The 12985-nt window shown below is 56.2% G+C and carries 8 protein-coding genes; 4 read left to right on the top strand and 4 right to left on the bottom strand.

Features of this window, described 5'->3' with window-relative positions; genetic code table 11:
• Positions 1-210: 210 nt before the first annotated feature.
• Complete coding sequence (locus FHS18_RS04290) at positions 211-2049, top strand: family 43 glycosylhydrolase (RefSeq protein ID WP_183597412.1); 1839 nt, start codon at positions 211-213, stop codon at positions 2047-2049.
• Between the two features lie 437 nt (positions 2050-2486).
• On the opposite strand, the gene FHS18_RS04285 is transcribed toward FHS18_RS04290, so the two are convergent.
• Complete coding sequence (locus tag FHS18_RS04285; protein WP_183597410.1) at positions 2487-4442, bottom strand: glycoside hydrolase family 43 protein; 1956 nt, start codon at positions 4440-4442, stop codon at positions 2487-2489.
• A 214-nt stretch (positions 4443-4656) separates the two neighbouring features.
• Here FHS18_RS04285 and FHS18_RS04280 point away from each other — a divergent pair, with 214 nt between their 5' ends.
• Positions 4657-5196: a sigma-70 family RNA polymerase sigma factor gene (locus FHS18_RS04280; protein WP_183597408.1), complete on the top strand. Its 540-nt coding sequence runs from the start codon at positions 4657-4659 to the stop codon at positions 5194-5196.
• Positions 5183-6310, top strand: a complete 1128-nt coding sequence (locus tag FHS18_RS04275) for a DUF4179 domain-containing protein (RefSeq protein WP_183597406.1) — start codon at positions 5183-5185, stop codon at positions 6308-6310. Before FHS18_RS04280 ends, FHS18_RS04275 begins: the two co-directional genes overlap by 14 nt.
• Positions 6311-6394: 84 nt before the next feature.
• Here FHS18_RS04275 and FHS18_RS04270 read toward each other — a convergent pair whose 3' ends face one another.
• Positions 6395-7069 carry a response regulator gene (locus tag FHS18_RS04270; protein ID WP_183597404.1) on the bottom strand — a complete coding sequence of 225 codons (675 nt, stop codon included), beginning with the start codon at positions 7067-7069 and terminating at the stop codon, positions 6395-6397.
• Positions 7066-9213, bottom strand: a complete 2148-nt coding sequence (locus FHS18_RS04265) for a histidine kinase (protein ID WP_183597402.1) — start codon at positions 9211-9213, stop codon at positions 7066-7068. The genes FHS18_RS04270 and FHS18_RS04265 overlap by 4 nt, the downstream gene beginning before the upstream one ends.
• A 198-nt stretch (positions 9214-9411) precedes the next feature.
• Here FHS18_RS04265 and FHS18_RS04260 point away from each other — a divergent pair, with 198 nt between their 5' ends.
• Positions 9412-9999: a hypothetical protein gene (locus FHS18_RS04260; RefSeq protein ID WP_183597400.1), complete on the top strand. Its 588-nt coding sequence runs from the start codon at positions 9412-9414 to the stop codon at positions 9997-9999.
• 598 nt (positions 10000-10597) lie between these two features.
• Here FHS18_RS04260 and FHS18_RS04255 read toward each other — a convergent pair.
• A complete protein-coding gene (locus FHS18_RS04255; RefSeq protein WP_183597398.1) occupies positions 10598-11890 on the bottom strand; it encodes a hypothetical protein in 1293 nt (430 codons plus the stop codon).
• Positions 11891-12985: the final 1095 nt, after the last annotated feature.

The following is a 12985-nucleotide window of genomic DNA, read 5'->3' as shown; positions in this document are numbered from 1 at the left end:
GTCCGAATATTAGATCAAATGTCCGATTATCGTATATCAGCGGCGGCGAACCCCTTGCTATAATCTTCGTGCATCTTAGACCAAGCCATTGTGTCAAGCTTAACTATTTCGCAAAAGGAGGTGATGGGCACCGCTGTTATGAAGCGTGCGGTATTTCAAATAGCTAGAATTGTAAGCGCTTATTAATTTACGACGGAAGGAAGATGATTCATGTTCGATAAGGTCAAACGGCTGGGGATCCGCGGAAGCGCCCTGCTTCTCCTCCTCATGCTCGTCATTCCGCATGGCTCGGCTTTCGCAGCCACGCATCAGAGCAACTTCTACAACGTGCTCGTTCAAGATGGGGCAGACCCTTGGGTATACCGGCATACGGACGGCAACTACTACTTCACGAAGACGACCGGCGGCAATGTGACGATCTGGAAGAGCGCCTCTCTCACCGGCATTGACGCCGGTACCTCCCGCGTCATCGAGACCGGCTGCTGCGGGATCTGGGCGCCGGAGATCCACTATATTAACGGGGCTTGGTACATCTATTACGCCAAGGATAACGGAGATAACGTGAATCATCGGATGTACGTGCTGGAGAACACCTCGGCCGACCCGATGCAAGGTACCTGGGTCAACAAAGGTCAAATTACCGATCCGACCAACAAGTGGGCAATCGACGGTACGGTGCTGCAGACCGGCGGCCAGCTATATTTCATCTGGTCCGGCTGGGAAGGCGATACGAATGTCAGGCAGAACCTGTACATCGCCCATATGAGAAACCCATGGACGATCGATTCCGCCCGGACGGAGATCGCAAGGCCGGTTCATGCCTGGGAGACCAACCACTCGCCGAACGTCAACGAAGGCCCGCAAGTTATTGTACGGGGCGGTGTCATCAGCCTCGTCTATTCGGCTAGCGGCAGCTGGACGAACGATTACTGCCTCGGGCTCATAACGGCCAGCGCGAGCAGCAATCTGCTGAACGCTTCCTCGTGGACGAAGCGCAGCCAACCGATCTTCCAATCCGCGAACAGCCTCTATGGCCCTGGCCATCATTCCTTCACGACATCGCCGGACGGCACGGAGAATTGGATCGTCTACCATGTCGCCAAATACAACAATGCCGGCTGGAACCGGGAAATCCGAGCGCAGCGCTTCACCTGGAACAGTGATAATACGCCGAATCTCGGAAGTCCGGCGCCGGCCAATACGCCGATCTCCATCCCTTCCGGCGAATCGCAGCGGGTGCGCTACGAGGGCGAAGAAGGCACCTTCGGAGGTGGCGCTTACGCTTCGGCAAGCACGACCGCCTCGGGAGGCAGCAAAGCCGGCCATATCGATACGGCCAGCTCCTACGTGGATTATTCCGTCTATGCTGCGGCAGCTGGCGAGTACATCCTGTCCGCTCGTACTGCCAACGGCACGGCCGGCGGCGGCTGGTCGACCTTGACGCTGGCCATTAACGGCGTCTCGTCGCCGCTGCACGTCACCAACAAAGGCTGGGAGAACTGGGGCACGTCGACGAGACGGACGACGCTGAATGCAGGCTGGAATACCGTCCGCTTCTCCAAGGGCGAAGGATATGCCGAGCTCGACTTCTTCGATCTGACCCCGGCGGCGCCAGCTGCGCTCACCGGCTCCGTCTACAAGCTGATTAATCCAATCAGCGGCAAAGCGCTCGACGTCGCTGGCGGCGGTACGGCGGACGGCACCAATGTACAGCTCTATCAAGATAACAACTCTACCGCGCAGGAATGGCGGATCACGAGTCTCGGGGACGGCGCCTACACGCTCGTCAATACGAACAGCGGCAAGGCGCTTGATGTGGATGGCTCCGGAACCGCCAACGGCACCAACGTCCATATCTGGCAGAACTATAACGGTACGCCCGCGCAGCGCTTTGCCATCGTGCCCAGCGGCAGCGCCTTCAAGCTGATCAATCCGAACAGCGGCAAGGCGCTTGATATTGCCGGGGGCAGCACCGCAAACGGCGCGAACGTGCAAATTTACCAGGATCTTGGGAATGATGCGCAGCGTTGGACACTGGTCAGGAAATAAGGGGCTCCGCGCCCCTTGTGACCCCCGTTGGTGGAGATAGGGGCTTCGCCCCTTTTAGAACCCTGTGTTTAACCTCCCCCTTCCCCCTCCATTGGAGGGGAACCAGAGGGCCACGGCCCTACTGGATACCCGTAAGGGGCTAGATACGTGACGCGGCCGTCTTCGATGTGTCCTTTCGGTGTTGGCCCGCTTTTATCGTGGTGAGTGGATTGCCTGGTGCAATCCCCTCCCCACGACAAAGCTCTCGTTCGAGCTTCGTTCGCGGCTTTGGTGCCTCGGGGCGGAGACTTGGGATGATAGAGCACCAATGCTGGCTGCGAGCTGACTCTCGCTTGACGTCCACTTCCGTGGACACGCTTATGGTTAAATAGCGCGAGCTTCGCTCACGCCAATTCGAATAGGCCGTGCTGATCACCAGCACGGCCTGATTACTATTTCTATACAAGACCCGTCCATTCGATGGCTTCGACCTGTACAGGGCGGTCTGCGGTGAGTCGCAGGCCTGTCCATGAGCCGGACTGCTCGGAGCGGATGATCGGATCCTGGTTGAGCCAGACTTCCAACAGGTTGGAGGCGTACCGGATCGTCAGCGTCGATACGGTATTGCCCTCCTCCGGCAGCTGCAGCTTGGCTGCATCCAAGCCTTGCAGCTCAAGCTCTATGCGGCCCGTCTTGTTGCCAATGGAACGGAGATCGAGGCGGCAGAATTGGTCCTCGGCGTAGATCGGTTTGCGCAAATGCAGGTCAATAGCTGCCCCTGATGCAGGCCTCCCGCAGAGCATGCCTTCCTCGATCCGCCAAGCCCCTTGCTCAGCCCGTACCCAAGGCATGTAAGCCGTCCATGCCTGCGCCGTATCGATCGCCGCATGCTCGGTGACGGCAATTCCGTCGAAGCGCGCTGCGGTATAGCGGGTCAATAGCCCGAACGTCCCCTCGCTATGTACGCTGTCCGCGGTGAGCATAAGGACGCCGTCCAGTTCAATCTGCACGCGAGCGCCGAGGCTGCGGACGATCAGCTGATGATAGACGTCGAACCGGAAACCTTGCGCTACCTGCGCGGCCCGCTCCTGCTGGCGGACGCCATGCACGATGTCCGCGAAGATAACCTCGCGCCGTCCGACATCCAGCACAACCTCGCTGTAGTTCTGCTCATTCCCGTAATTCACGAGAACGCCGTACACGCCACCCATATGATGCCGCGACCAGCATAGATTCGCCTCGTATACCGCACATGAATAGAGCCCCGGCACGAAAGCCTCGCCTACGCCGATCGTCGATAGCTGCACCGCTTCTTCCCCGCGAACGGTCCATTCTCCGCTGCGCACATCCCATTCTGCACCAAGGGTCTCAGCATCCGCCCTGTCGAAGCGCTCTAGGAAGACCGGCACCGCAGGGGCTGCCGCCGTTTCATGCGTCGGACCGGGCACCCACATCCGGTCGCCATTCCACCAGAGTGGATCGATCCGCAGCTGGCGCAGCTCACCTTTGCCATCTTCCCCTCGTAACACATCGCGTCCATGATAAACGACCCAATCCTCCACATTGTTGAGCGCGCGGACGACGCTGTTGTGGCCGACGCCTTCGACATGCCCGCTCTGGCGAAGCAGCGGCACATACGTATTCGCATCCGGATATTTTGACCACGCCAGATCCGTCACCGGAGCATCTTCGCGTGCCTCTGCCGTCGCATAACCGATATAATAAGTCGGACGGGTAAAAGCGTTCCCGCTGTACATCACATAATGCTTATTCCGGCGCTTCAGATAGAACGCGCCTTCAATGGTATGCCAGTCTCTTCCGTCGCCGAACCGGTTCTCTTCATAAATCTCCTCATCGAGCGTAGGCTGGACGATCAGGCGGGGCTTCCCTTCGAGCGTAAGCGGATCGATAAGCCGGTCGGCCAGAATGACCGTTCCCGGGCGATGGCCGTCCGTCCCGAGCGTCTCGTTCGTCGAGTAGAACAGGATAAGCGAGCCGTCCGCATCCCGCACGACATGCGCATCAATCGAGAACGTTTCGAACAGCGTTGTCCGATAGGTATACGGGCCTTCCGGTTTCTCCGCGTCCGCGACCTTCAGGAATTCGTAATGCACATCCTCTTCCGTCCGCAGCTTCGATGACACGTACAGATAGAATCGGCCATTGTCATAAATAACCGCCGGCGCCCAATAATGATCGTGTCCCGGGATCGAGAAGGCGTAGCCGAGATGCGTCCACTGCACGAGATCCTTCGAATGCAGCACGCAGACGCCGTCCACCGCGGTTGTATAGGCGTAATATTCGCCGTTATGCTTGATGACATAAGGGTCCGGGTTAAATCCGGACGGCAGATCCGGAATAGCCCATGCATGATCACTAAGCTGAATAGGTAGCGGATTCTTGTAAGTTCGCATATTTTTCCCCCTGTAATGAATGTGCTCTCATTATAAAACAGAGAGAGGGGATCCATTTTTGGCTGTTATGGACATATTTTCAGGTCAGATCACAACAAGACTGAGAATCCATTGCCCCCTTCCACTACCTTTTTTCACTACCATGTGACCGGCCGCCCTCCTGACCAGTCTAACTAATAGCAACACAGCACAAGGAAAGGAGCACAGAACAACGATGAACCTATCGAAGCTCGCGTCACAAGCAATAGCCGGCGATTCGGATGCCTTTATCTCACTGGTGAAGGAACTGGAGAGCTCGCTCTATTACATGGCCAAATCCATCGTGGGCAAAGAAGAAGATATTGCCGACGCCTTGCAGGAAACGATTCTGAAGGCGTTCAAATCGGTAACTTCCTTACGGGAACCGAAGTTTTTCAAGACGTGGATCTTCCGGATTCTGATCAACGAGTGCCATAACCTGATTGCGGTCCGCTCGCGAACGGATGCCTATGCAGAAGTTCCGCCGGTGACCGCACACCCCGATGAGTACGGAAAGGTAGATTTGAGAGAAGCGGTTGAGCGATTGGAGGAGCCGCAGCGAATTGCCGTTATTCTGCACTACTTTGAAGATTTGCCGCTGCGTCAGGTGGCCGAGGCCCTTGATATTTCGGAAAGCGCGGTTAAGATGCGCCTTATGCGGGCCCGGGAAATTTTGCAGCGTACCTTATCCGCAACCACATTTCGAGAGGGGAAGATGAACTATGGCAGCATCTGAGATCGAGAAGGAATTGAAGAAGGTAGACAAAACCACAATGGAGATGTCCCCGCTCGTAAGGGCACGCCTGGATGAGACGTACGCGCAGATCGCGCAGCAACCCAAGCGGACTCGCCGGACGAAACCTTCCCGGTTGCGACGGATAACAACCACCGCGGCAGCGGCTGGCCTGCTTGGTATCGGCGTATTCGCCTCCGCTTTCGTGTCGCCGGCGATGGCCGACTCGCTGAAGAACATCCCCGTGATCGGCAGCATATTCAGCACGATTCAAGGCGATATCGGACTGCGGACGGCAGGCACGCTCGGCCTCACATCGGATGTGGACCGGCATGTGTCTTACGAAGACGTGAAGCTCGAGGTGAGCGAGACGGTCTACGACGGCACCCGTGCTGCCTTCCTGCTGACCGTGGATGCGCCGAATCTGGAGAACGGCCGCTATACGAGCGGCAAGAAGACGATGAAGCTCAGCGACGCCATCGAGCAGCTGACGATAACGGCAGACGGCAAGACGCAGGACGATGCGGGCTCGATTGCCAGCGGCGGCGTCTTCTACGGCAGCGCGGGAGAGACGCATCCGAACACGCTTGTCATCGAGCAAGTGATGGCGGCAGGCAGTAACAGCGAAGCGCCTGAAACCTTTGACGCCACGGTTAAGGTAACGCTCAATGGCATCGACCATGAATTCGCAGTGGATATCCCGTTCCGCAAGACAACGAGTGAGGCCATCCGATTGGCGCCTAACCTTGCGGCCGCCAATGACGATTACACGTTCTCGCTCGATGAAGTGAGCGTCACGCCGGTAACGACCCGTCTGGCGACGACGATCGCCTTGAACGACGCGGACGCGTTGACGACCAAAGAAGAGCGCCGCCTGATCCGTGTCGGGATCGCCGTATTCGATGACCAAGGCCGCCGGCTGCCCGCGCTGAACGGGGATGGCATCATCCAAGATAACAAGCTGACCTATGATCGCCGGTTCGCCACAACGCCGGGACACAGCAAGTATTTGCTCGTGAAGCCGTTCGTCATTCAGGATGACTTCGCCGAAGAAGTGAAAGAAGATCAATACCTGCCGGAGCTGGAGCTTAAGGTCGATCTGCCGGCGGCTGACTAGACTAGCGCGTCCCGCGAAAATAATCGCATAGCAACAACAAAGGCGGCCCATCCATGGCCGCCTTTGCTGCGTAACTATATGCCGTTATGGCTTCCTGGGCGACATCCGCGACTGCTCCACGAGCTTTCTCGCTTCATGGCGGCCCTGCACCTGCAGCTTGTTCAGGATGTTGGATACATGGTTCGCCACCGTCTTGGCGCTGATGCCGAGACGCTGGGCAATCTGGCCGTTCGTATCGCCGCCCGCTATGCCCATCAGAATATCGGATTCGCGCCTGGTCAGCTCGGCGAATAGCGGATCGCTTCCAAGCGCATCGCCACTGCCCCCTGCATGGAACGTATCCGGCCTTGCAAAATAATCCATCATCCGTTCGGCGATCGCCGTGCTGAACACGGCGCAGCCCGTGCCGACCATCCGGATCGCCTGCAGCAGCTCTTCCTCGTCGGCATCCTTCAGCACATATCCTTTGGCTCCGACACGCATCGCGGTAAAGACGGATTCATCGTCGCGGTACATCGTCAGCATCAGAATATGGATGCCCGGCCACCGCTCCTTGATCAGCTGCGTCGCTTCGATCCCGTTCATGCCCGGCATACGGATATCCATCAGGATCAGATCGGGCTGCAGCGCCTCCGCCTGCGCGATCGCCTCCTCGCCGTTGGCCGCTTCCCCGATAACGTCCATTTCCTCGACGGTGGCCAGCAGGCTCCGTACGCCTGCCCGGAACATCGGATGGTCTTCGGCGATGACAATTCTCATCCCAGCTTCAACTCCTTCTGCTCAACGCTTGCGCCACGCTCAATGAGCGGCAATACGGCCTCAACCTTCATGCCGCCATCAGCGGTCCGCTCGAAGCTGCACTCACCGCCGACTTCGGCCGCGCGCTCCCGCATCGATCTGAGGCCGATACCACTAGACATCCCGCTCCAGATCGCGACCGTCCCGCCGCTGACCCCGTCGTCGACGATCTCGACGACAAGCCGTCTGCGCTCTGATACCGCAAGCCGCACGCGGCACACCGATGCCTGCGCGTGCTTCACCGTATTCACGAGCGATTCGGTGACGATCCGGTAGATCGCGACCTCCACCGCCGCGCTTAGATTCGGCAATTGTTCCGGCACCTCCAACTCGAAACGCAGCGGCCGTACTTGCTCGTCGCCGGCCATCTGGTGCGTCGACTTGCCAAGCTCGCTCATTCGAGCCCGGATCGCACCGACCAGTCCAAGCTCATCCAGCGCGGGCGGCCTCAGGTCATGCACCAACACGCGAATATCGCCGACTGTGGTGCGGATGACCTGGCCCAGCTCATCGAGCATCGCGATCGCCGAGGCCGGATCCCGCTCGACGAATTTGCGGGCGATCGATGTCTTCAGCGCAAGCGCGGCCAGTCGCGGCGCAAGATCATCGTGCAGATTGTTGCGCAGCTGCCGCCGCTCCTCTTCCCTGGCGGCGACCAGCTTCTCGCGCGACTCTTGCAGATCCTCCGCAAGCTTGCGCATCGCCTGCAGCATATCCGCGTTGTTGACGAGCGGGCCCGCATGGCCGAGCAGCACCTCGAGGAACATCATATCCTCGGAGGAGAACAGCTCGCCCGTTGAACGGCTGGCAGCATACAGCGTCCCGAGCGTCCGTCCGCGATGAATGATCGGGAAGGCGTGCAGCTCTAGGCTGTCCTTGCGTTCTCCGGCTTCGGCTATGATCGCTTCCTGTCCTTCCACGCCAGCGGCGATGGCCGCATAAGGTAGCCGCAGCACTTCCTTCACTTTCCCGGCGATCACCTCAAGCATCGCGTCGGGCGCAAGCGGCTCCATCAGTTGCCCGCCCAGCTCCAGCAGCACGGCATACGGGTCGTCATGCCGTCCCTTGAAGAGGCGGTTCACTTGGCGCTGCAGCCATTCTTTGAGCGGCGCGAATAGTACCGCTACCACTGCCGTAACGAGGAAGGAAACGATATAGGGGTTCCAATTGCCGAGCAGCCGTCCCAGATAAAGGACGGTCGCGGCATATACGAGCACGATGCAAAGCGTAAGCGCGCCGTAGACGATCGTACGGTTCACGAGCGGATTGATCTCCCACAGCCGCCGCCTCAGCACGGCAAGCGCAAGCGTAACCGGCAGCGCGGCCAAGCTGAGATTAAGCACCGCGTTGAGCCAGATGAACGTCATCGCCCGGCCGTCGTTGACCGGAGAGCCGAACAGGATGCTGAGCAGGCCGAACCCGATAAAGCTGACCGTTACGCCGTACACGACCCACTTGGTCTGCTGCCGCTCCGCCGGGCTGGATACTTTCTTGAACCGGTAAACCTGGGAATAGATCAGGAGCGCCGTCGTCGAGAGGAACCAGACGACCTGGACCATTACGGGCAGATGCAGCTTCTCCCACAGGCTCCCTTGCACGATGAAGTTCGCGCCGTTCCATATTGCGATAATGACCATCGCCGACTTGGTCCAGGCCGGGACGAACCGGCCGTTGGGGAACAGCAGGCAGAATAGCGTAATCGAAGTCCAACCGATCGTAGAGACCGCATAGAACCAAATCCGCGCAAGTTCCGAACCTTCCGCGCTGACGATAGCAAGCGACGGGAAAGTCGTCCCGAATGCGACCATCGCCAGCGCGGCGAGCAGCCCCATCGGCTCCCGTGCTCCCTTCCAGAGCATAGCCCCTGCGGATACGTAGAATACCGCGGTAAATAGCACATCAATAAGCACGAGATAAAGCGCGGTCATCTCCACGGACAGACCGCCCGGGTCCAGGATGAGGGCAGGGACCGAATTCCCGCAGCCCGTTGGAATGCATCGTGTTGCTAGCGCGTCGTAATAGACGGCGATGCCGTTGGAATAAAGGACTCCGGTCACGGCGAAGAAGACGATGACCAGCAGCCGGTAGAAGGTAATGGTTCTCATGGCTTCATTATATAACGCGCGCATGGAGGGTGAATATGGGAATTGCATTTTTCCCGGGTCGCCCACTTCGCGGTTCCCGGTTCTCGGGAATGAAACTTCCCGACCCGGCGGGGAATACCTGCTCTGCCGCTAATGATTGACATGGCGCTATGATAAGACCAACAGCGCAACACACCCCAATAACAGGAGGCATTCACAATGCAAATGAATCAATTGGTAAGATGGTTAGGCATGATCTGTCTGGTAGCAGGAATCGCGAGGATCGGCATGACGCCGACATCCATCATCTGGGGAACGGACAGCGTGCAAGAGCTGACCTTCGGCTACATCGCCTGCATTCTTATGTCGGTGGGCAGCATCGCGCTATTCGCCGTCCAGTCCAAGGAGACCGGCATGCTCGGCTTCATCAGCACCATCGGCATCATCCTAGGCAACATCATAACGACAGCGCTTGTATTCACCGCTTTCTTCCCCGGCATGCAGGAAGTCGCTACAGACAGCCTCGTGACCATGATCTCCCGAATGGTCAGCATGCTCGGACTTACCGGCGGTACGCTGCTGTACGCCATTATTACTTTCCGCGCCAAAGTGTTCCCACGCTGGGTTGCCATTCTCCACTTCGTTATGATCCTCAGCATGTTCCTTCCGATCGCCGATAACAAATATTTCGCCTTCTTCTGGGGCCTTGCTTATGTGGGCGCAGGCGTATGCATCTGGACCGGTAAGCTTGCCAACAACTCTTCCTCGTCGACTTCCCTTCCCGCGGATCATTCGATTCGGATGTAAATAAGGCCATGAAGCCGCCCGCAGTGTTATCAGGTTCCTTCTTTCGGAAGGAGCCTCTTTTCGGTATCTATAAGAAAGAAGGAAGAATTCCCGATGATGATATTTATCTTTTAAATATAAAGTATCTTTTTAAACATAAATCTTCTAGGCTTGCTATTTTTCCCTTGCGACCCGCGTCGGTTAAGGGTTTGAGGAGACCTTTAAACTATTTTTACAGACTTCACTGGCCTTTTGCGTCAAAATTTCAGAACAAATGAAACTAGCGTCAATAAAACAGAACAAGGCTGGCTCGATTATCCAGCGCGCAGGTTTCGGCTGTCGAACGTTACTGTTGCCCACAGTTGTTATCCCCTGTTCACAATCCTTGTCTGCAAATATAACGAATCGCTTATCCAGCAGTTGTTAGCTGACGTGAATGTCTAGAATTATAACCGATTATCGGACGCCCCGACGGTTGTCATACGTAGATAACCTGAACAGATGGATGGCAGTGCCGACAATTGTCGAGATTCGCAGTCATACCTGCAGCCACGATAACGTGCCGAACAACGGCAAATAACCCCCTTCGACTGCAGGGGGCTTGTCCATGACGATGAAATTATTGTGCGAAGCGCGCAAGGAGATAATCTTCCAAGTAGAAGTCTTCCCCTTCCCGCGCCGCTCCTTCCGCTTCGCCGCTTCGCAGCAAAGGCAGAGCCCTGCGGCAGACGGCCGCGAAACGCCGGAGCGAGAACCGCTCCCGGATGGCCCGGTAGAACTGGACCGGCCGGGCTTGTCCGAATACATCCGCCTCTTCGCCCAGAATGAACGGATAGACGCCGGTTGCTTTCGCGACCTCGATGAATTGGACGAACCCGCGATCGGCAAGCTCGGCCTCCAGGACGGCTACCGGGTCCGACGCGAAGATTTGGCCGCTTTGGAACAGCTCGCGCAGGCGGCCTACGGCAAATCGCAGCGTCTTGAAGCCGTTGTTGTGAAGCAGCTGCGCAAGGCGAAGGAACAGCTGGCCATGCTCCATGAATTCGATCTCCCCGATCCGGAACGTATGCAGCAACATGCGAAGACGCCCTACCGTTCTGGAATAAGGCACCTTCGCTTTTGGAATGGAACGATAGTGATGGCCTGTCTGGTGGCGGATCACGTAGGCAGCGTTCGGCACGCAGCGCAAATACCACCGGCCCAAATCATCCTTGGCAACGTCTGCTTCGTTCAGCAAAGAAGCCTCAGCGACCGGCTTAAGCGCCTCCAGCGAATGAAGGAGCTCGCGCACTTGCGCAGGGCGAGACTTATGCGTGAACGTATACAGCCAGGAATCCTCGCCGAGGAATTCTTTGAACGGCGTATTCGTCTTTTGGCCGTTACGGCTCATGATGTACAGGTAGAGCTTCTGCGCGGACAGCGGCAGATCCGTGAATGCTTTCGTGAACACGACAGGATGGAACAGCACGAAACGGCCTGTCCCACGCTTGAACGCTTCGAGGCGCCACTGCGAGATAATGCCGCTGCGGGTCGTCGAGATCAGCTTCAGATCAATGAATTTGCGCACCTCGGCATAGAATTGCTCCTTGGAGCCAGCATCCTCATATTCCTCATTCATCAATTGGTAAAGTCGGTGGATAGATACGCCAACGAGCGATCCTTCCGTATTGAAGCGGCGGAAGATCGTCATCATTAGGCGCAGAGACATCTCGGTTACGTGGAACTTGCGAAGCGGATGGCTGTTGCGACGGAACAACATCGCTTGATCGGTGCCATAAGACCGCTCGATACCGAATAACTCCTGCAGGAAGGAATAATCGACCGCAACCGGGAATGTAGCCCCTGGATTGTTATTTTGGAGTGTCATATAGCTGTATGTATGGGAGTTCTTGGGCTGGGTCTGCTTACTCATCCTGCATCCTATCCTCCTTCCTAATTCATGGATGTTTAATCTGACCAGCTATATGTATTTACTCCTTGGGAACGGGGCGTTATAATATAGGGCAGACACAAAAAATGCAAAACGAAAGTAGACCTTTATATTCGCGTTTTTTTCGCGAAAAAAGGACTGCGGCTTGCGGGAGCGTTTGTAAGTCCCGATTCATTGCGATCGAGACTTAAGACAATCCGCTCGCTTTCCATCTGTTGGCGCAGATTGAAAGTGATCGTATGTACTTCGGAATGTTCATGTTCATGATGCTGAACCTTGGCCGGTTCAGCCCAGCGTAAAGTTTGGCGACTTTACGCTCTCGCCCCCGCCTTATGCGGGGGTTTTTTCTTTACGTATAACAATTTCTAAACTTCATCTTATTTCACCATCTTGTATTTCATCGGAACCGTTATGGAACACGCTGCGCCCCCAGAGGATGGCATCAGCCGGTTTAGCAATAATAGAGCTTCTCGCGATCGTTTGGGTTGGCGTTCCCAAAATGATGACGTACCGATCCGCTGGCTAAGCGGACAATTGTCGGGTAAGCTCGGGTAAATCGATTTAACTAGAGGCAGGCAGACCATCGTCGCCCAGATTCGACAATATCATTTGCATCGATTGATGGTCAATCGTAATGCAGAGGAGGTTTAAGCGTAATACAGAGGAGGTTTTGAATCCAAATCTATGGTTTTGACCCTATTACGATACAGTTTTCGTAATACAGAGGAGTTTCATTCGTAACCGAGAGGTGTTTCGTAATTGAGAGGACAAACGTCCGTAACGCAGAGGCGTTATTTTCGTAACGCAGAGGGGTTTCGTAATACAGAGGAGTTTTGTTCGTAACGGAGAGGCGTAAAATTTCCTAAGAAAATTTTTAAACCAGACAATTGTCCGGCTTTATTTTCGTAATACAGAGGAGTTTCCTTCGTAATACAGAGGAGTTTCGTAATACAGAGGAGCTTTGTTCGTAACTCAGAGGAGTTTCGTAATACAGAGGAGTTTCCTTCGTAATACAGAGGAGTTTCGTAATACAGAGGAGCTTTGTTCGTAACTCAGAGGAGTTTCGTAATACAGAGG

This window comes from Paenibacillus phyllosphaerae (assembly GCF_014192105.1).
In the GTDB taxonomy this organism is placed as follows: Bacteria; Bacillota; Bacilli; order Paenibacillales; family Paenibacillaceae; genus Paenibacillus_Z; species Paenibacillus_Z phyllosphaerae.
This window is presented reverse-complemented; position numbering and strand designations above follow the sequence as displayed.